Source organism: Catenulispora pinisilvae, from assembly GCF_015356865.1.
Classification (GTDB): domain Bacteria; phylum Actinomycetota; class Actinomycetes; order Streptomycetales; family Catenulisporaceae; genus Catenulispora; species Catenulispora pinisilvae.
This window is the reverse complement of record NZ_JAAFZA010000194.1, coordinates 1-20185: the sequence shown is the minus strand read 5'-3', so window position 1 is coordinate 20185 and position 20185 is coordinate 1. Positions and strand designations below refer to the sequence as shown.

Genomic DNA, 20185 nt, shown 5'->3' with positions numbered 1-20185 from the left:
GCGCCCGCACCCAAGCCGGGCACGGCTGAGCCGACCACACATGTTGTGAACAAACGGCCGGTTTTCGTCCGCCCTGCCACGCGACCGCGCCTTGCGTACACAAGCCGGCGGACGAAAACAGGCGGTTCTTTCACAACGCCCTTAACCCCGTACGTGACCGGCGGCCTCCGTGCCCGACTCTCGTCCAACCCGCAACCACACCACCAACACGGCAAACCAATCCAGCCAGCGCACTAGCCTTCGTGGCCCAGTACGCGGTCGAGGCCGGAGACGATGAGGTTCCGAGCCTCGGACTCCAGGCGGTAGTAGACGTAGTAGCTGTGCCGCTCCGGCGCGATCCAGCCGGACTTGTGCAGAACCTTGAGATGCTTGGAGACGGCCGCCTCGGTGAGGCCGATCAGTCCGGCCAACTCGCGGGTGGAGCGGGATCGGCGGGCCAGGAGTTCCAGGATTTGCAGGCGGGTCGCGTCGCCGGCCGCGCGGAGCAGGGCCAGCAGGTCCTCGGCCGGAACCGGCGCCCGGCCCTGGCGGGCCATGCCGGCCAGCGTGTAGGCGAGGACCACGGTGGTGGTCTCGTGGTCGGGCGTGCGGTCGCGATGCACGGCGACGGCGAGCTCGGGCCACATGAAGTGCGACGGTACGAGCAGCACGCGGTCGCTCTCGGCGAGGGCGACGTCGAGCGGGTCCGCGGCATCGCGCGCGCCGGGCGGGCGGATGGTGAGGCCGCCGTCGGCGGCCGCGGTGATGTGGTCGGAAAGGCCGGCCAGCATCGCCGCCGGTCCGAGGCGCGAGAGAGCCTGGAATCGGCGCGCGATCTCCGCATGCAGATGTGACTCCAAGCTCGGCCAGTCATCGGCCAGGCAGGCGTCCCAGTAGGCCGCCAAGAAGTCAGCGAAATGCTCGCGTACCCTCTCCGGATCCGATATCAGCTCCCTGAATACCGCCACCGATGCCGGATGCCCGATCTGCCCCAGCGCCCGCTCCTGCGCCTCCGCATCGCCGCGCAGCACCTCCAGCGGCATCCGCCTAGCCCGGCCGCGGTGCGCCAGCGCGGCGTGCAGCATCGGCTCGGCGAAGTGCTCGACCGGCGCTTTGCGGAGCAGGTCCAGGTCGTCGGGCCAGGTGTTGACCTCGCCGGGTGGCCAGACTTCCGGCAGGAGTAGCGGCCGCTCGGCGAACCAGAAGCGGAAGGCGTCGAGGTCGCTCTTCAAGCGGACGTCGAGCCGGGTGCGCATCTCCAGGACCCAGGAGATGTGCAGCGGATGGCGCTTCACTGCCGTGAGCACGTGCAAGCTGCGCAAGGCCTCCGAGCCCGGCGAGCTGCCGAACTCGAAGCGGTCCGCGTCGGGTGGCCCCAACGCCAGGCGCACGCTCATCGCGGCCTCCCTCCTGCCTCGCGCGCGGACCGATCAACTCTGCGGTTGATCGGTCGAGCGGGTCTGATGCGCGCTCCTACGGTCGGCATCAGTATCCGCAGAAAGGAAGCCGCTGTGTCTGTGAATCGCCGTTCGTTCTTGGGTGGGGTGTTGATGTCGTCCGCCGCTGTCGTTGCCGGGTGCGGTACGAGTTCGGGCAAGAGAGCTGATGACGCCGACCAAGCTGTCGCCGCGCCTAGTTCCCCGCGGGCTTCGCCTTCGGTCGATTGGGCATCGTTCGGAGACTCCCTGCGTCAGAAAGCGTCAGCAGGCCTGTTCTCCGGCGCGATCCGCGTCGAACAGAACGGAAAAGTGTTGCTGGACAACGCCTTCGGCATGGCAGACCGCGCCCGAAGCCTGCCCGACACCCCCGCCACGAAGTTCTGCGTGGCCTCCATGGGCAAGATGTTCACAGCCGTGGCGATCGGCCAGCTCGTGAGTGCCGGCCAGATCTCCTTCGACGACACCGTCGGCCGGCACCTGACCGGCTTCCCGCCCGCCATCGCCGATCACGTGACCGTGGCCCAGCTCCTGACCCACACCTCCGGCATGGGCGACGCACTCCAGCCCGGCCCGACGCCGCCGCCGGAGACCCTACAAGCCCAGCTCGCGCTGATCGCGAAGACCCCGCTGTCCTTCGCGCCCGGCAGCAGTTCCGCTTACAGCAACTCGGGATTCATCGTCCTCGGCGCCATCGTCGAACGTGCCGCGGGAACCGCCTACCCGACCTACGTCCACGACCACATCTTCAGTCCGGCCGGTATGTCCGACACCGGCGTGCGCGTCTACCGGCCCGTCGACGTCCCCGGCATGGCCCACGGCTACGAGCTCGACGACGCCTCCGGCCGCCCCGTCTCCGGACCGCCGCCGGGCCCGGGACAGAACCCGATCCCGGCCGGTGCCTCGTTCCGTGACAACGCCACCGACGTCCAGATCGGCAACCCCTCGGGCGGTGCCATCTCCACCACCGCGGACCTGGCGCGCTTCGCCCGGGCCCTGACCGGGCACCGACTGCTGAGCCCGACGATGACCGCGACTCTGATCACCGGCAAGGTCCCCGTCCAGCGGCCCGGCGACCCGGGCCAGGACTCCTACGCCTACGGCTTCGACGACGTCCGCCTCAACGGCACCCGCATCATCGGGCACAACGGCGGCACACCGGGGTATGAAGGGCAGCTGGACATCTACCCGGATCGCGGTGTCACAGTCGTGATCCTCGCCAACCAGGACCGGGCGCTGGTGCCCGCGATCCAGCAGACGGAGACGATGATGACGACAAATCTCTGATCCATCCTTCACCACGGACCCGCGCTATACCCCAGGATGGGTACGTGAGCGGGAACTACGAGCGCCTGGCCGCGATGATCGTCAAGGCCCGGGAGGCGAGGGGCTGGAGCCAGTCCGACCTCGCCAATCTGGCGTATGTGACCGAAGTGGTGATAGCGCGGGTGGAGGCCGGCAACCCGCCCAACATGGTGGCGCTGAAGGCCGTCGAGCAGGCCCTCGGCTGGCTGCCCGGCATCTTCGACCTGATCCTCGGCCAGGACGCGGGCCAGGACGACGGCGACGTCGTCCTCGCCGTCGATGGCGACGACGAGGACGATGGATCCGGGGAGCTGCGGGAACTCACAGTGGACAGCAGCATCGAGTGGGCGTGATGCCGCGCCCCGGGATCTAGCCGAACAACTCGCTGAGTATGAACTCGTCGCGCCGGCCGTCCTCCCAGCTCGCGACCAGACAATCGCCGGTCACCACGACCGAGACCGGCACCGGGGCCACGGTGGTACGTCCCAAGCGATGCGCCGAGGCGAACACGGTGGGCAGCCCCGGCACTATCTCGGCGGTGAGGTACGGCGTAGCGCTGTGCTCGCCGAAGGCGTTGTCACCCCGGTAGCGGGCCACGCCTGAGCCGGTCCAGCCGTGCAGCGGAACGAGATCGACGGTCACGCCACTGCCATGTACCGACGTACCGCCAGCCGCCGCCGCACCGTCGACAACCGCCGCCCCCTCAACAACCGGCTCCCGCGCACCCGCGACCGCGAACGACCCCTCGCGCACCGTCCACCCCGCCGGCGCCGTCACCAGATGAGCACGCAGCTCAGACCCCTGATGCAGCACCGACAGCGACACCACCCGCGCGCCCGGCACATCGACCCCGCCCATGCGCGGCCGGAGCCAGGAAGCAGCCCAACCGTCGCCGGTCACCGTGCCGCGCAACCCCTCACGCCGGCTCGCCCGCCCCCACTCGTCGACCAGCGCCAGCTGCCCGTCGACCTCCTCGGCCCAGGCCTGACCGACGCCGGGCGCGGTGTGCGTGGAGTAGCCGACCGACGCGTAATGCGGGTCGCCGAGACCGGTGTCCGGATCGACGACATGATCGCTGGCGTGGTTGGCGATCTGCACGATCCCGTCGCTCGACTGGATCACCCACCCGACCGCATGCAGGGTCCTGACAAGGCTCCCGACGCCGTCGGCACGCTCCGCGGGCTGCGGCTGCTCCGGTTCGGTCCACAGCGGATGATCGGCCGGCGCCGCCAGACCGAGGAAGCCCATCCCCGCGAAGTACGGCGAGCCGGGACCGCTATATCCCTGGCACATCGGCAGGAACTCCGCGGCGCTCCAACCCAGCGAAGGCGGCCCGTCGACGCCGACGCCCCGATCGAGGGTGAAGCGCCGCAACACACCGCTGGCCAAGCGGCGAGTGGCGCCCGCCGCCGCACTCCCCACCCCGGCCAGTCCCGCGGTCCACAACCCGCCGAGCACCGCCTGCCGATACGTCATTGAACGCCCCTGGTGCAACGACGAACCGTCGGCCGCGAACAGCAGCGCGTAGGAGTCGGCGAACTCGCCCAGGCGCCGCAGGTACTGGTCCCGGCGGTCGGCAGGCTGATCAGACATCTGATACCACTGCCACAGGAAGGGATGGATCACCCACGAGTTGTAGTGGTCCACCCGATTCCCGTGCCGGGTCGTCGGGCTGATCGGGCCGTCGTTGTACCAGCCGTCGCCGAGATACCAGGACTCGAACAAGTCCACGTCGGCCTGCGCGTGGCCGCCCGGGACGTCATACCCGGCCCAGACCAGGAACGCCTCGATGACCGCGGTGAACAACAGCCAGTTGTTGTCCGAGCCGTGCTTGACGCAGTGGTGCGTCAGCCACTCGGCCGTCTGGTCGCGCAGCTTGTCCTCCAGCCGGTCCCAGACCTGCGCGCGGCAGATCGCCAGGCCGAAGGCCAGGTTCGCGGCCTCGACGATGGGCTGTGGGGTGCCGTTCCACTGTTGGATCTCGTTCACTCCGATGGCCCGTCCCCAGCGGTCCGGGCCCTCCGGTGTCATGGCGGCGGCGAGCCCGCGGGCGTACCACCCCGCGTGGTCGTGCGGATCGGCCTCCCGGCCGGCCAACAGCGGAGCGGCTATCAGGAAACTGCGAGCGAAGCCCTCGATACCGTCGCTGCGGATCCCGGCCCCCGAGGGCCTTGACGGCGGTGTGATCAGCCCGCCGTCGGGGGAAGCGTGGCGGCGGGCGGTCAGCAGCCAGTGCTCGGCCACCGCCTCCCAGTGCGCCCGCGTCCAGCCGGTGTGAGGGGACTGATCGCGGTCTTCGGAAGGCAGTCGCAGGTCGTTCATGAACTGGGCGTCCTCAAGGCGTGCGGCGCAGCCGCGGGGTGAAGGTGGAGTGGAAGATGGTCGAGGCGGCGCCGACCGCGACGGCCTCGCTGCTGTTCACCGAGCGCTCGACCCGGATCCGCCGCAGCCGGCGCGCGGTCGGGTAGGCGTTGACGGCGTGCTCGATCTCGGTGAGCCAGACGTCGGCGACCTCGCCGGTGAAGAACGGCCCGCCGATCACGACCAGCCCGACGTCCAGCAGGTCGATCACCGACAGCACGCCCCGGCTGACGGCCTTCGCCGCCTGCTGCACGGTCAGCTTCGAGCGCTGCCGGCCCAGCGGCGGCCGCGCCGCCTGGTCCGCGGGCGCGTAGCTGCCCGGGTTGCACTCCGGCAGGATCTCCGGCCGCCCGGACTCGTCGAACCGGCCCAGCGTGACCGCGCACAGCTGGCCGAACTCGCCGGCGTTGGCGGTCAGCCCGCGGTACAGGTCGCCGTTCAGGAAAAGCCCGGTCCCGACCCCGGTCCCCAGATACAGGTAGACGAAGTCGCAGGCCCGGCTGTCGCGACCGATCCAGCGTTCGCCCACCGCCGCTGCCGAGCAGTCCTTCTCGATGACGATCCGGCAGGCGAAGCGGCGCTCCAGCAAGGTCCGCAGCGGGACGTCGCGCAGCACCGACATCAGCGGCGGATCCAGCACTGTCCCCGAAACCGTGTCCACCGGCCCCGGAGTCGCCACGCCGATGCCGAGGAAGCCCTCCTCCCAGCGGCCGTGTCCGGCTTGTTCGAGCACTGTCTCACCCAGATCGGCGATCTGATTCACCACCGCGCCCGGTCGCGGGTCGGAGGTGATCGGCTCGGCCCGGCGGGCCACGACCCGGCCGGAGAGATCGACCAGCACGGCGGTCAGCACGTGCGGGTCGATGTGGATGCCGAGCGCGTGCGCGGCCCCGTCCCGCAACCGGACCGGGCTGCTCGGCTTGCCGACGGCAGAGTGGCGCTGCCGTTCCTCGACGAGCAGCCCGCGCTGGATCAGCGAGCGGGCGATGCGGGACACGGACTGCTGGGTGAGCCGGGTGCGATCGGCTATCTCGCCGCGGGTGATCCGGCCGGCCAGCCGCACCGTCTCGATCACCACGCACTCGTTGAACGAGCCGAGGTCGATCTGGTTCGCGCCGCCGCCGGTCGCCGGGCCCGAGTGGCCGGAGTGCCCGGAGCCGGGCAGCGGGAGCGTGGGCGGGGCGGCGGACGGCGCGGGCAGCGGTTCGCGGATCCAGCGGACCCGCGCCGGTTCCGGGCTGTCGACATAACGCGACAGGACCGAGGCCACGTCGAGCAGAACCCGCGTGGAGGACTCCGGATGCCGGGCCGCGTCCAGGGCCAGCACGGCGCGGGTGAAGGAGAACCCTGTGGTCCGCTCCGGCGGCTGGTGCACTGTGATCCCGAGATGGGAGCAGCGCTCGGCGATCTGTATCTGTAAGGGGATCTGTGTCTGTAGTCCGGCTGAGGTCGGTGCGATGCGCAGGATGACGGCGTGCAGTTCCGGCAGCGGGTGGGTACGGCGCGCGGCTGCCAGGAAGGTGCCGACGGCCTCGGCCTCCGACCCGGGCGTCCCGCACCCGGTGGCCTCGGCCTGCGCGGCCGCCGTCGCCTCGGCCAGCGCGTTGCCGACGGCGGCCAGCGCGTAGGGATCCACGGCCGGTTCGGCGGATGCCGGCGGCACCGAGGCCACCGAGCGGCCGGCCAGCACCAACACCGTGCAGCCGGCGTCCAGGTGCAGCCCGACCGGCCACAGGTCGCTGGGCTCCAGGGCCGGCGTCACCGGGATCTGCGGGACGGTCAGCCGGCTGCCGGTCAGGTTCCAGCGGTGCCGGGTCTCGGCGACGACGGTGTGCGAGCAGCCGAGGCGCCGGGCCACCATCCGCGAGGTGCGGGCGTCCGGGGTGGACGTCAGGATGCTGGCCACGATCTCGCCCTCGTCCACCGCCGAGGGCCGGCCGGTGCGGGCCCGGTCCAGCAGCCCGTCGATCCCTTCCACGGCGTACCGCTTGCGCCAGGTGCTCACGGTCTGCCGCGAGACGCCCAGCCGCCGCGCGATGTCCGCGTTGCGCAGCCCCTCGGCGGCCAGCAGCACGATCGACGCGCGCAACGCCTGCTGACCGTCGCCGTCGGCCCACCGGCGCAGCACCGAGTGCCCGTCGGCACCCGGGGCCGCGCCGACAGAGGGCATCTCAGCCATCCAACGAACCGGGGGTCAGCCGCAGGGTGAGGATCTGGAAGGGGCGCAGCGTCAGGTCCAACGCGCCGTTCTCGATCGCCAACGGGGTGTCCGGCCGCTCCAGCAGGTCGGTCACCGTCGCGGTGCCCACCGGGAACCCGAGGTCGACGCGGGCCGAAGCCCGGCCGCCTCGGGACTCGTAGAGGCGGACCACGACGTCGCCGGACTGGTCGTCGGCGAGCTTGACGGCTTCCACGACCACATCGGAGTTGTCGACCGTGACCAGCGGTCGGGTGCCGCTCCCCGCGGAAGCAGCGCGCAGCGGCAGGTTGAGCGCGTGCGCCTCGGCCAGGGCCGCGCGGGTGTCGGCGCCGGGCACGACCGCGTAGGAGAAGCGGTGCTGCCCGAGGTCGGCGTTCGGATCCGGGGAGTCCGGGCCGCGGAGCAGCGTCAGCCGCACGGTCGTCGTGGTCCCGCCCTCGGGCCGCGTCTGCCGGGTGGCGTCGTAGCCGTAGGTCGAGTCGGTGACCAGCGCCGTGCCCCAGCCGTGCTCACCGACGTGGATCCAGCGGTGCGCGTAGACCTCGAAGCGGGCCGCGTCCCACGAGGTGTTCTCGTGGGTGGGGCGGGTGATGTGGCCGAACTGGATCTCGGCGTTGGTGTTCTCGGCGTGCACGTCCAACTGCCACGCGGACTTCAGCACCGTGTCCCGCTCGCGCCAGTCGATGTCGGTGACGACGTCGAGGCGGTGCGAACCGGCCGCCAGGCGCAGGTCCTGTGTGAGGTGCGACTGGCCGAACGACCGCTCGACGCGGACGGTCGCCACCAGCGGACCCTCATCGACGAGGCTCAGTGTCGCGCCGGCAGTGAGGTCTGTATGGACATTGCGATAGTGGCGCTCCAGGTTCCAGGCGGGCCACAGGTTGGGCTGGTCGCGGTGCAGCTGGAGCAGGTTGCCCGCGCCGCCCGGGGCGATGGCGTCTCGGCCCAGGGCGAGGTCGCGGACGGAACGGAGGAGACCGTCGGAGTCGATGCGGGCCTCGATCAGGCCGTTGGTGAGGAGATATCCGCCATCGACCGCGGTCACGGCGACCGGCGCGAGCTCACCAAGCTCCGGAAGCAGGCCACTGATACCAAGCGCGGGCGCATCGGCGAGCGCCGCGACCCGGCCATCGGCAAGGGATTGCGATGCCACGCCGGCCGCCGGCGCAGAAGCCAGCAGTACAACCTCGCGCCGATCGTGCGCCGCCGCATTGAGGACACCTGTCGTGTCGCTGTCCGCGCTCGCAGCCAGTGCCGCGGCAGCCTCAGCGATCACCGCTTCCAACCGCTCGTGAATCCGGCCGTAAACCGCCTCGGCCTCCCGGTGCACCCAAGCGATCGAGGTCCCGGGGAGAATGTCATGGAACTGATGCAGCAGCACCTGCTGCCACAGATCGTCCAGCTCCTCGTGCGGATAAGCCGTCCCGGCCCGCACCGCGGCGGTGGCCGACCACAGCTCGGCCTCCCGCAGCAGCGCCTCCGAGCGCCGGTTGCCGCGCTTGGTCCGGGCCTGGCTGGTGTACACGCCGCGGTGGTACTCCAGGTACAGCTCGCCGCGCCAGACCGGCAGGTTCGGGTACTCGGCGCGCGCCTCGGCGAAGAACTGCGACGGGTTCTGGACCTCCACCCGGGGCGAGCCTTCCAGGTCGCGCAGGCGGCGGGCCTTCTCCAGCATCTCGCGGGTGGGGCCGCCGCCGCCGTCGCCGTGGCCGAAGGGGGCCAGGGACACCGTGGCGGTGCCCTTGTCGCGGAAGTTGGACTGGGCGTGGGCCAGCTGGCGGCCGGTGAACTCGGCGTTGTAGCTGTCGATCGGCGGGAAGTGGGTCAGGATCCTGGTTCCGTCGATGCCCTCCCACGCGAAGGTGTGGTGCGGCAGTTCGTTGGTCTCGCTCCAGTGCAGCTTCTGCGACAGGAACCATTCGGCGCCGGCCAGTCGGGCCAGCTGGGGGTAGGCGGCCGTGTAGCCGAAGGAGTCCGGGAGCCAGACGCCGTCCTGCTCGATGCCGAACTCCTCCTTGAAGAAGCGGCGGCCGTAGACCAGCTGGCGGGCCAGGGCCTCGCCGCCGGGCATGTTGCCGTCGGCCTCCACCCACATGCCGCCGACCGGGACGAAGGTGCCCTCGCCGACCGCCTTGCGGATCCGCTCGAACAGTTCGGGCCGGGACTTCTTGACCCAGGCGTACTGCTGCGCCGAGGAACAGGCGAAGACCAGCTCCGGATACTCCTCGGCGAGGGAGAGCACGTTGCTGAAGGTGCGGACGCACTTGCGCATCGTCTCGCGCTGCGGCCACAGCCACGCCGAGTCGATGTGCGCGTGGCCGACGCCGGCGATCTTGTGCGCCGAGGCGTGCGCGGGCCGGGACAGGACCTCGGTGAGCTCGGCGCGCGCCGCGCCCGCCGTACCGGCCACGTCGCGCGGGTCGGTGGCGTCCGCGGCCCGGGCCAGCGCGCGCATGATCTCGTGCCGGCGCGGGCCTTCCAGCGGCAGCTCGCGCATCAGCTGGTCCAGCACCTCCACGTCGTGGATCAGGTGCCAGACCTCGTCGTCGCGGACCGCGAGGTCGGCGCAGACCAGCCGGTACAGCGGGTCGTCGCCGGCCGTGGCGCGGTCGCCCAAGTGGGTGTTGCGGCCGTGCGCGCTCTCGATGCCGGGGTTGGCGGCGGCCTCGACCAGGAACTCGACGCCGGCACCGGCCTCAGCCCCGGCGCTGACCAACACGTCGCGGTTCATTGGGTGCAGACCGTGCAGGGCTCGGCCGTCGGGGGTGTGGACCAGGCCCTCGGCCTGGCCGCCGGGTCCGCGGTTCGGGTCGAAGCCGAGGTCGAACACGGCCTCCACGCGCCGCCCGGCCCACTGGGCCGGGACGGTGCCGGTGAACCGGAACCAGGTGGTGGACCAGGGACCGCCCCAGGTCTCGCCGATCGCGAACGGCCGGTATTCGGCCAGCGGTACGGCGAGGGCTTCGGCCACCGGCACGGGTTCGCCGGGGACCTGCCAGGCGCTGACGTTCAGCGCGGTGCGCTCGGGGTGGAGAGCGGGATGGAGGACGTGGCTCAGATACCGCGTGATGCGGTCCTCTACCAGTTTGCGGTCGTCGTGCACGGTGGGGCGGTCCCTTCGAAACGGTGGTGCTTCAGTGCTTCAGTGCTTGAGGTGCTTCAAGTGCCTCTGGTGCCGCGGGTCAGCCGGTGGTGGACAGAGTCACGCTGCTGACATACAGCGGCTTGGTCGGGTCGGTGACGGCCAGCCGGAGGTCGGCCGACAGGTTCTGGAGTTCGGCGAACTGCGCGTCGGTCAGCGTCACGGTCGCGGTCTGCCAGCTCCCGGTCCCGCTGCCGGCCACCGTCGGGCCGCCGAAGTACGGGGCGCCGGGGGAGTCGTACTGCACCTGGAAGCCCTGTCCGGCGACCGACCAGTAGGTGATTTTCGCGGTCACCGTCGAGGCCTTGGCCACCGCGCTGGACGGGTCGAGTTGCAGGTAGATGTTGGCCGGTGTGACCCCGCTCTGCGAGCTGGTCCAGGTTTCGTAAGCGGTCTGGCCGTCCTGGGTCACCTGGGTCAGGTTGCCGTCGGCCCCCTGGCCGGTGGCGCCGACCGACAGGAAGATCAGCCCGCCGCCGCTCTGGCCGGCGGTGCCGGTGATCGACGTCGCGCCGCCGCCGGCGGCCGGGCACGTCGCCGGGACCGGGGTGCCGGCCGGGGCCGCGCCGGGCAGCATCGACCACTGGTCGAGCTGGGCCGACTGCATGGCGACCGGCACGCACACGCTGCCGTCGGAAAGCGCCTTCTGCGCCGGGACCTTTCCGGTGAGCGCGTCCACGATGTGATAGCTGCCCTTGACCAGGTTCAGGCCGTCGGGGTGCAGCGTGACCGAGCCGGTGTACCCGAAGTTCGAGTTCACCTCGCCGAGGGTGATCGCGGCGCTGCGGTGGTCGAAGGCGGTGGCCGGGACCACCTGCAATGCGTGCTGGCTGGTCAGGTCGGCGTAGGCCGGGGCGTATTGGGGGAGCTGGGATCCGTTGCTGAGTACCGTTCCGCCAGCCTTCTGGTAGGCGGCGATGTTGGCGTCCGAGCCGTTCATCGGCAGCACGGCGCGGTAGTGCGACAGGCTGTCGGCGTGGTTCGCGATCTCCTCGCTGGTGACCACGGCGAAGCCGGCCTGGTAGCCGTCCCACAGCGCCGTGATGTTGTTCTCGACGTTGTTCAGGCTGCCGCCGCTGTCGTTGCCGCGGGCCTGCGAGTAGTCGACGTAGACGGCGACCGGCTGCGTCGGGTAGGAGCCGGAGATCTTCTGCAACACCGGCAGCCAGGACGTGTAGATCGGGTAGCCGATGACGTCCTTGTCGGTGCCGTCGTGGATGAAGAAGTCCTCGCCGCCGCCGGTCGGCAGCGTCATCGCGTAGGAGGACAGCCAGTCCGCCGCCTCGGCGGGGATCTGGTCGTCGGTGCCGAACACCGTCCACTCCTGGGCGACCGGGACGTGGTAGGCGCGGCCCAGGCTGCCGAACAGCAGGCTCAGGCCCGCGGAGTTGGCGGCGTCCTCGACGACGGTGGCGTGGTACTTGCGGGCCAGCTCGAAGAAGATGTCGGGCAGGTTGCCCAGCTGCGGGGCGTTGGAGATGTGCCCGCCGAAGTAGTAGAACAGCGGCCCGTCGCTGACCTTGCGGACGGCCGCGGTGAGCCGGTCGTAGGTGTCCTGCACGCTCCATTGCCGGAAGGCCTGGTACACGCTGTCCAGCGGGGCGCCGGGGAGCGCGGCCGGTACCTGGCTGAAGGACGTGTAGGTGGTCTTGTACTTGGTGTTGAAGGCGTTGATGGTCTTGTAGGTGGCCGGCAGCCAGTGGGTCTGGAAGTACGCGATGTCCGCCGGGGCCCAGCCGCCAACGCCGGGGCTGTCCAGCCACTGCGCGTCCAGGTGGCCGTAGTCCATGAACGAGCCGCCGTAGCCGGGGCTGTGCGTGATGTGCGCGACGGTCTGGGTGACGTAGGTGAAGTAGTCGTTCTGCTCGGTCTGGTCCCACCACGCCAGCGCGACACCGGTGGCCCCGGTGCTGGTCACCTCGTGGTCGGTCTCGAAGGTCGCGGGGCTGCCGCGCCAGCCGGACTGCCAGAAGATCGGCACCAGCTTGACGCCGGCGGCCGTGGCGTTGGCCAACTCCTGGTCCAGTTCGGAGAAGTCGAAGGTGCCGCGCGCCGGTTCCAGCTGCGACCACGGCATGTTGAGTTCGGCGCGGTCGATGCCCTTGGCCTTGATGGCCGCGAAGTCCGCCGTCGACCACGGCGTGCCGTTGTTGTCGAACTGGAACTGGCTGGCCCAGTAGTCCGAGCCGCCGCCTTGGCGGGCGTCGGCGGACTGGACGGCCGGGGCCGCGGCGGCGTGTGCTGCCGCCGGGTGTGCTGGTGCGGGGCTGGCGGTCGCGTACTGGGCGAGGACCACACTCGCTGCGAGCCCGCAGATGAGTGGGACCGCCCCGCGTCGAACCGTGCGCAGCATCAGTTCCCCCTTCAGGGGTTCTCGGATGGCCGGTGGGTTGTTTCCTCCAGGACACGCGCCGTCGGCGACGTGAAGGGTATGTAACTCCAAGAGTGTTAGTCAGACAAGCCTTCTCATCCGCTCGGTACCTCGAACCGCTCTGATCTGCGGTTATGACACTTGAAGATCACCGCTTTAACGGTTCAGGTTGTCAGAGAAGTCTTTTGACGCCGCCAAGCCTTGACCGGGCCGCTGATCGGATCCGATACTTCGGGGCACCTCCAGGACTTCGGACACCGCCGTGAAACGCGGTGCCCGGCCGTCGGCTGTGACCTCCCAACTCTTCTCCGAGGAGCCGTCATGGCCAGATCAATCTATTTGCAGTCAAGGCGATCCCGCCGCGCCCTCGCGGTGGTCGCCGCGCTGCCGCTCGCCGCCGGCTTGGCCGCCTGCGGCAGCAGCGGCGGCAGCGGTTCCGGATCGTCGCAGACGCTCACCATCGCGATGTGGACGAACCCGGCCGCCGTCAGCCAGACCGAGAAGGTGAACGCCGAGTTCGAGAAGCAGCACCCGGGCGTCAAGGTCAAGATGCAGACCGCGCCGACCGCCGGAAACGCGTGGCCGACGCTGTGGCAGAGCCTGGTGTCCGCCAAGAGCGTGGACGTGCTGGCCCAGTTCCCGCCGACCCCGGCCTCCTATCCGCCGGCCTCGACCGGCATCATCCCGCAGGGGACTCCGGCGCTGATCCAGTCCGGGCAGTTCGTCGACCTGTCGAACCAGCCGTTCATGAAGCGGTTCGACCCGGCCGCGCAGAAGTACGCCATGGGCTACAACAACGGCATCTACGGCGTGATGACGGCCGAATACGTGAATAACTCGGGCATGTTCTACAAGAAGGACCTGCTGGCCAAGTACGGCCTGTCCGTCCCGACCACGTACGGCCAGTTCATCAGCGAGATGGACACCCTGAAGGCGAAGGGGGTCACGCCGCTGTACGTGGCCGGCAAGGACGGCTACCAGAGCATTCCGTGGTTCGGCATCATCAACCAGCTGCTGATGCAGGACAAGCCGAGCACCGACGCCCCGGCGTTGTGGAACAAGCGCGCGCAGGACTTCTGGAGCGGCGCTCAGAGCTGGACCGACCCGGTGTACGCCGACGCCGCCCAGCGCTACGAGAAGATCCTGACCTACATGGAGCCGAACGCCGCGGGTGTGCCCGCGCAGTCGGCGCCGGGCGTCTGGGCCGCCAAGGCCAACGACTTCCCGTTCTTCTTCGACGGCTCCTATGACGGCAACACCATCGCCCAGGACAACCCGGGCCTGAACTTCGGCTTCATGGCGATGCCGGGCGCCGACACCGCGAGCTGGAACCGTGCCGCTCTGGCGCCGGACCTGTCCTGGGTCGTCCCGACGTGGTCCAAGCACCAGCAGCTGGCGATGGAATGGCTTGATCTGTTCACCCAGCCGGACAACTACACCGCCTGGCTGAAGGCCACCGGATCGATCTCCACCGAACCGTCGGTGCCGACTCCCACGCTGTCCTGGACGGACTGGCTGGCCGCGCACGCTTCGCAGGGCTACCCGAACGTCCAGCCGCCCTGGACGTCCACCAAGTTCCCCAAGGTCGCCGGGGACATCGACCGCACCAAGATGCAGCCGTTCGGTTCCCAGAGCCCGGCCTCCGCGCTCAAGGAAGCGGCAGACGCTTACAAGTCGGCAGCGGGGCACTGACCTGTGAGCACCATCCCCTTTGGCACAAGGCGGACACGGCGGTGGCTGCCCTGGGCGTCCATCGCCGTGCCCACGATCGGTTGGCTGATCTTCGGCCTGTTCCCGTCGGTCTCGACCGTGTTCTTCTCGTTCACCGAGTACTCGGGCTTCCCCGGTACCCCGCTGCACTTCTGCGGGATGTGCAACTACAGCAACGCCTTCAACAGCTCGTGGTCGGACTTCTCCAGCTCCGTGGAGGTGACGCTGAAGTACGTGGCCGGCGTCACCGTCCTGCAGATCGCGATCGGCCTCGGCCTGGCGCTGCTGTTGCGGCACCGGCGCAAGGGATTCGGGCTCTACCGCGCCCTGATCTTCATGCCGCAGGTGTTCTCGGTGACCATCGTCGGCGTGCTGTTCTCGCTGGTCTTCGACCCGCAGAACGGGCCGGCCGAGCCGATCTACCACGGGCTGACCGGCGGGACCAGCGCCTTCCTGGGCGACCAGAACTGGGCCCTGGCGCTGGTCGTCCTGATCAACGTCTGGATGTTCAGCGGCTACACCATGCTGGTCTACATAGCCGCGCTGCGCCGGATCCCGCCGGAGCTGTACGAGGCCGCCTCGCTGGACGGCGCCGGCCGGTTCCGGACCTTCCGGCACATCACCTGGCCGCTGCTGGCGAACGCCACCACGGTCAACGTCTTCCTGACGGCGATGGGCTGCGTCGGTGAGTACGCGCTCATCAGGGTCCTAACGGATGGCAACTACGGCACCAAGACGCTCGGCATGTACATGTTCGACACGGCCTTCGGCGTGAACCCCTCGCTGGGCTACGGCTCGATGCTGGCCGTCTGGCAGTTCATCATCACGCTGGTGATCGGCAGTGTCCTGCTGTTCTTCCTGCGCCGGCGGGAGGTGACGTTGTGAGTCTGCGGCTGAAGGAGATCGCCCGCACCGGCGGGCTACAGCTGGTCTGCATCGTCATCTCAGTGGGCTTCTTCGCGCTCCCACTGATCTACCTGGCGCTCCAGGCGTTCAAGACGAACAACGAGTTCCTGAACAACCCGACCGGGCTGCCGCATCCGTGGACGTTCTCCAACTTCAGCGACGCCTGGAGCGAGGGCGACTTCTCCAACGAGATGGTCAACAGCCTGCTGTACGCCATCGTCCCCGACGTCGTCACCCTGATCCTCGGCGTGTTCCTGGCGTTCCCGATCTCCCGTGGCTGGTTCAAGCACTCCAACGTGCTGTACGGGTTCTTCGTGTTCTCCGGGTTCCTGCCCGCCGGGCTGATCCCGCTGTTCATCGAGGCGCAGAAGATCGGTACCTACAACAGCCGGATCGGCTACCTGATCATGACCTCGCTGACCGGCGCCGGATTCTTCTTCTTCGTCGGCTACATCAAGACCATCCCGCGCGAGATGGACGAGGCGGCGGCGCTGGACGGCTGCGGATACATCCGCTACATCTTCACGATGATCGTCCCGCAGATGAAGCCGGCGCTGGCCACCTTCGGCATCTTCGGCTTCGTCGCCGGATGGAACAACCTGATCCTGCCCCTTGTCATGCTCAACGACCAGAGCCTGTGGCCGGTCACCCGCGGTCTGTTCTCGTTCTTCGGTCAGTATTCCTCGCAGTGGCCGCTGGTCGCGGCCGCGACGATCATCGTGGCTCTGCCCATCTTGGTGGTCTTCGCGATCCTGCAACGGAACCTGGTCGAAGGCGTGGCGGGCGGCGCGGCGGCCGGCAGCGGGGGCGTAGCAGTGGCACAACCTGTGGAGAACAACGAATGACAGTACAGACACATCAGGGTTCGACGACCAAGCACGCTCTGGTCGTGCGCGGCGGCTGGGACGGTCACGTCCCGGTCCCCGCGAGCGACCGGTACGCCGCCGCTCTCAAGGAGGACGGCTACGACGTCACGGTCTGCGACACCCTGGACAGCTACCTCGACGCCGACCTGCTGGCCGGCACCGACCTCGTCGTCCAGTGCTGGACGATGGGCCAGATCACCGGCGACCAGGTCACCGGCCTGGTCGCGGCGGTGCGCGCCGGAACCGGCTTCGCCGGCTGGCACGGCGGCGTCGTCGACGCCTTCCGCACCGAGACCCGCTACCAGCTGATGACCGGCGGCCAGTTCGTCCACCACCCGCGCGAGTTCACCACCTACCAGGTGCGCCCGGCGGCCGGACGCGCCGACCACCCGGTCCTGGCCGGGATCGAGCCGTTCACCGTCACCACCGAGCAGTACTACCTGCACATGGACCCGGCGGTCGACGTCCTCGCGGTCACCGACTACGCCGAGGACCCGGAGAATCCGGAACTGGCCGGCGCCGTCATGCCGGTCACCTGGACCCGGCAGTGGGGAGCCGGCCGGGTCTTCGTCACCGCGGTCGGGCACCGGATGGCCGACCTGGAAGTACCCGAGGTGGACACGATGATCAGGAGGGGCCTGACATGGGCGACCCGGTGACCGGCGGCTCCGAGCCCGGCCAGGACCGCCCGGTCCTGCGCGTCGGCGTGGTGGGCGCGGGAAACATCAGCGGGCAGTACTTCCAGGCCGTTCCGCGGCTGAGGAACCTGCGGATCACCGCGATCGCCGATCTGGACGCCGACCGCGCCGCGGCCGCGGCGGCCGACGTCCCCGGCGCGCGCATCGCCAAACCGGAGGAGCTGTACACGGCCGACGATGTCGACCTCGTCCTGAACCTCACCATCCCGGCCGTGCACGCCGAGGTCGCGCACGCCGCGATCGCCGCCGGCAAGCACGTCTACGGCGAGAAGCCGCTGGCGGCCACCACCGCCGAGGCGCGGGCGGTGTTGGCGGCGGCCGAGAACGCGGGCGTGCGCGTGGGCTGCGCCCCCGACACCGTGCTCGGCACCGGGATCCAGACGGCGCGCGCCGCGCTGGACGCCGGCGACATCGGGGTGCCGGTGGCCGCGACCGCGTTCATGGTCACCCCCGGCCACGAACGCTGGCACCCGGCGCCGGAGTTCTACTACCGCCCCGGCGGCGGCCCGCTGCTGGACATGGGGCCGTACTACCTCACGGCCCTGGTCACGTTGCTCGGCCCGGTGAAGCGCGTGGTGGGGATGAGCTCCACCGCCCAGCAGACCCGGACCATCGGCAGCGGACCGCGGGCCGGGACCGTGTTCCCGGTGGAGGTGGAGACGCACGTCACCGGGGTGCTGGAGCACGCGAACGGTGCGCTGTCCACGCTGGTGATGAGCTTCGAGGTGTGGGCCGGCGACCTGCCGCGGATCGAGGTGTACGGGTCCCGGGGCTCGCTGGGGGTGCCGGATCCCAACGGCTTCGACGGCGAGGTGCGGATCTTCCGCGCCGAGGCGAAGGAGTGGGAGCCGGTTCCCGAACTCGGCGGGTATCGGAACGCCTCGCGTGGGTATGGGGTCTCGGACCTGGCCCGGGCGTCCGCCGAGGGGCGGCCGCATCGGGCCGACGGCGAGCTCGCGTTCCATGTGCTGGACGTCATGGAATCGCTGCTCGCCGCCGCGAAGAGCGGGGAGTCGGTGACCGTCGGCAGTACGTGTGAACGGCCTGAGGCGGTGCCCGCGGCCGCTAGACCTGAGGAGCAGTAGCCAGATCGCCGCTTGTCGGCACCCTGCCTTCCCACATCTGTGGTCGATGGCAGGGTGCCGTGCGGCGAGTCTCTTTCGTTGTCGGCACTTCCCCTGGAGCCAGAACCTTGACCGCCCGAATGACCGCACTGTTCGCGATGACCCCCGAGAACCTGCCCCGGCTGTTCCCGCACCGGGTCACTGACCGGCTGCGCGAGCTGGTCGACATCGACGCCTGTCTGGTCGTCGACGACTTCCGGCAGCCGGACGCGGCGCGGGCGCTGGCCGGGACCGAGGTGCTGATCACCAGTTGGGGCAGTCCGCCGATCGACCAGATGGTGCTGGACGCCGCGCCGCGGTTGCGGGCCGTCCTGCACGCGGCCGGGACTGTGCGCGGGTACGTGACCGAGGCGGTCTGGGAGCGTGGGCTTCTGGTGTCTTCGATGGCCCAGGCCAACGCGATTCCCGTCGCCGAGTACACGCTGGCCGCGATTCTGTTGGCCGGGAAGAACGCATTTGTGTTGCGGGATGCGTTCACCGGCCTGCGTGGCGCCCCCGATCCCGAGCGGGATCGGCGGCGCGAGAAGTTGGGGAACCATCATCGGCGGGTCGGCGTCATCGGCGCCTCGCGGGTGGGGCGGCGGTTGCTGGAACTGTTGCGGCCGCTGGATTTCGAGGTCTTTCTGAGCGATCCCTATGTCGGGCCCAGTGAGGCCACGGAGCTCGGCGCCGTCCTGCTGTCGTTGGACGATCTGCTGCGCAGCAGCGACATCGTGACGCTGCATGCTCCGGATCTGCCGCAGACGCGCGGGATGCTGGACCGGCGCCGGCTGGCGCTGATCCCGGACGGGGCCACGCTGATCAACACCTCGCGCGGGGCGCTGATCGAGGCCGACGCGCTGACCGAGGAGCTGGTGTCGGGGCGGATCAGCGCGGTGCTCGACGTCACCGATCCCGAGCCGCTGCCTGCGGATTCGCCCCTGTACCGACTTCCGAACGTCTTCCTCACGCCGCACATCGCCGGCTCCATCGGGAACGAGCTGTCGCGGATCGGCGAGGCGATCGTGGACGAGGTCGAGCGCCTGGTGAGCGGGCAGCCGCTGCGACACCAGGTGCTCTTGTCGGATTTGGACCGCGTCGCCTGAGGCCGGCGGGCTTGGGCTGTTCTGATTCTTTGTCGCCCCAGCCTCAGTCGTCCTCCAGGGTGACGATCATCTTCCCGGTGTTGCCGCCTTCGAGCATGGACAGGAAGGCGTCGACCGTGTGGGCGAAGCCGTGCACGACCGTCTCGTCGACCGGCACCGCGCCGGAGACGATGTGCGGGATGAGGAAGTCCTCGAACTCCTCGCGCGCGTCGAGGTGGTCACGGACCAGGAAACCCTCCAGCCGCAACGCGTTGCCGACGATGTCGTAGAGGTTGGCCGGCGCGGCCGGCGGGTTGTCGAGGTCGTTGTACTGCGCGACCGCGCCGCACCAGGCGATGCGCCCGTGGTGTCGCAGGACGCTGATGGCGGCTTCCAGGTGCGTGCCGCCGACGTTGTCGAAGTACACGTCGATGCCGTCCGGCGCGGCCGCACTGAGCTGGTCCGCCAGCGGCGTCGCGGCGCGGTAGTCGATCGCGGCGTCGAACCCGACGTGCTCGACCAGGTGCTTCGCCTTGGCCGCGGAACCGGTGCTCCCGATGAGGCGCCGCGCACCCATCACCCGCGCGATGCGCGCGGCCGCGGTCCCCACCCCGCCGGCCGCCGCCGAGATGAACAGATCCTCGCCGGGCTGGAGCTTCGCGATGCGCTTGAGCCCGACGTACGCGGTCAGGCCGGTCCCGCCCAGGATGCCGAGGTACGCGGTGAGCGGGACGCCCTCGGTGGTCGGCAGCACCCGGACATCGGCCTTGGTGACCACCGCGTGGGTGGCCCAACTGTGGCGGTGGAAGACGATGGCGCCCTCCGGGATCGAGGGCTCCCGCGAGGCGAGGACCCGGCCCAGCGCGCGCCCTTCGAGCCCGAAGCCCTTGTCCCACTCGCGCCAGTGCATCGCCTCGCGCATGTAGGGATCGACGGACAGCGCGAGGTTGTGCACGAGGATCTCGCCCGGCCCGAGCTCGGGGATCGGACCGGAGACGAAGCGGAAGTCGGCCGGGGTGGGGC

The 20185-nt window shown here is 69.9% G+C and carries 14 protein-coding genes; 8 read left to right on the top strand and 6 right to left on the bottom strand.

The annotated features are described in order from the left end of the window. Positions 1–233: 233 nt before the first annotated feature. On the bottom strand, positions 234–1376 hold the full coding sequence (locus tag IZR01_RS36710) for an ArsR/SmtB family transcription factor (protein WP_194926522.1): 1143 nt from the start codon (positions 1374–1376) through the stop codon (positions 234–236). Between IZR01_RS36710 and IZR01_RS36705 the strand changes: the two genes are divergently transcribed. Further along, positions 1263–2702 (top strand): serine hydrolase domain-containing protein, encoded by a 1440-nt coding sequence (locus tag IZR01_RS36705; RefSeq protein WP_323747202.1) that lies wholly within the window; start codon positions 1263–1265, stop codon positions 2700–2702. The two genes, IZR01_RS36710 and IZR01_RS36705, sit on opposite strands and share 114 nt — an antisense overlap. 44 nt (positions 2703–2746) lie before the next feature. Next, complete coding sequence (locus IZR01_RS36700) at positions 2747–3073, top strand: helix-turn-helix domain-containing protein (RefSeq protein WP_323747201.1); 327 nt, start codon at positions 2747–2749, stop codon at positions 3071–3073. Positions 3074–3089: 16 nt separating this feature from the next. On the opposite strand, the gene IZR01_RS36695 is transcribed toward IZR01_RS36700, so the two are convergent. From IZR01_RS36695 to IZR01_RS36680, 4 genes are all read right to left on the bottom strand, one after another. Further along, positions 3090–5042 (bottom strand): DUF2264 domain-containing protein, encoded by a 1953-nt coding sequence (locus IZR01_RS36695; RefSeq protein ID WP_194926520.1) that lies wholly within the window; start codon positions 5040–5042, stop codon positions 3090–3092. A 13-nt stretch (positions 5043–5055) separates the two neighbouring features. Continuing rightward, the gene (locus IZR01_RS36690) at positions 5056–7251 is read right to left on the bottom strand and encodes an ROK family protein (protein ID WP_194893407.1); all 2196 of its coding nucleotides are present in this window, start codon (positions 7249–7251) and stop codon (positions 5056–5058) included. A gap of 1 nt (position 7252) precedes the next feature. After that, a complete protein-coding gene (locus IZR01_RS36685; RefSeq protein WP_194926519.1) occupies positions 7253–10384 on the bottom strand; it encodes an alpha-mannosidase in 3132 nt (1043 codons plus the stop codon). A gap of 79 nt (positions 10385–10463) precedes the next feature. Further along, complete coding sequence (locus tag IZR01_RS36680) at positions 10464–12776, bottom strand: alpha-amylase family protein (protein WP_194926518.1); 2313 nt, start codon at positions 12774–12776, stop codon at positions 10464–10466. 339 nt (positions 12777–13115) lie between these two features. On the opposite strand from IZR01_RS36680, the gene IZR01_RS36675 reads away from it, so the two are divergent. The 6 genes from IZR01_RS36675 to IZR01_RS36650 all read left to right on the top strand — a co-directional run bounded on the left by IZR01_RS36675 (position 13116) and on the right by IZR01_RS36650 (position 19183). Next, a complete protein-coding gene (locus IZR01_RS36675; protein WP_194893410.1) occupies positions 13116–14486 on the top strand; it encodes an ABC transporter substrate-binding protein in 1371 nt (456 codons plus the stop codon). A gap of 66 nt (positions 14487–14552) precedes the next feature. After that, complete coding sequence (locus IZR01_RS36670) at positions 14553–15389, top strand: carbohydrate ABC transporter permease (RefSeq protein ID WP_323746250.1); 837 nt, start codon at positions 14553–14555, stop codon at positions 15387–15389. Then, on the top strand, positions 15386–16255 hold the full coding sequence (locus IZR01_RS36665; RefSeq protein WP_194893412.1) for a carbohydrate ABC transporter permease: 870 nt from the start codon (positions 15386–15388) through the stop codon (positions 16253–16255). The genes IZR01_RS36670 and IZR01_RS36665 overlap by 4 nt, the downstream gene beginning before the upstream one ends. After that, positions 16252–16935 (top strand): ThuA domain-containing protein, encoded by a 684-nt coding sequence (locus tag IZR01_RS36660; RefSeq protein WP_194893413.1) that lies wholly within the window; start codon positions 16252–16254, stop codon positions 16933–16935. Before IZR01_RS36665 ends, IZR01_RS36660 begins: the two co-directional genes overlap by 4 nt. Then, entirely contained in the window at positions 16920–18059 is a 1140-nt protein-coding gene (locus IZR01_RS36655; RefSeq protein ID WP_194893414.1) for a Gfo/Idh/MocA family protein, read from the top strand. Before IZR01_RS36660 ends, IZR01_RS36655 begins: the two co-directional genes overlap by 16 nt. A gap of 119 nt (positions 18060–18178) precedes the next feature. Then, entirely contained in the window at positions 18179–19183 is a 1005-nt protein-coding gene (locus IZR01_RS36650) for a hydroxyacid dehydrogenase (RefSeq protein WP_194926523.1), read from the top strand. 43 nt (positions 19184–19226) lie between these two features. Here the strand turns inward: IZR01_RS36650 and IZR01_RS36645 are convergent. Beyond that, positions 19227–20185, bottom strand: a 959-nt coding sequence (locus IZR01_RS36645; RefSeq protein WP_194893415.1) for an MDR family NADP-dependent oxidoreductase, incomplete at its 5' end; no start/stop codon positions are given.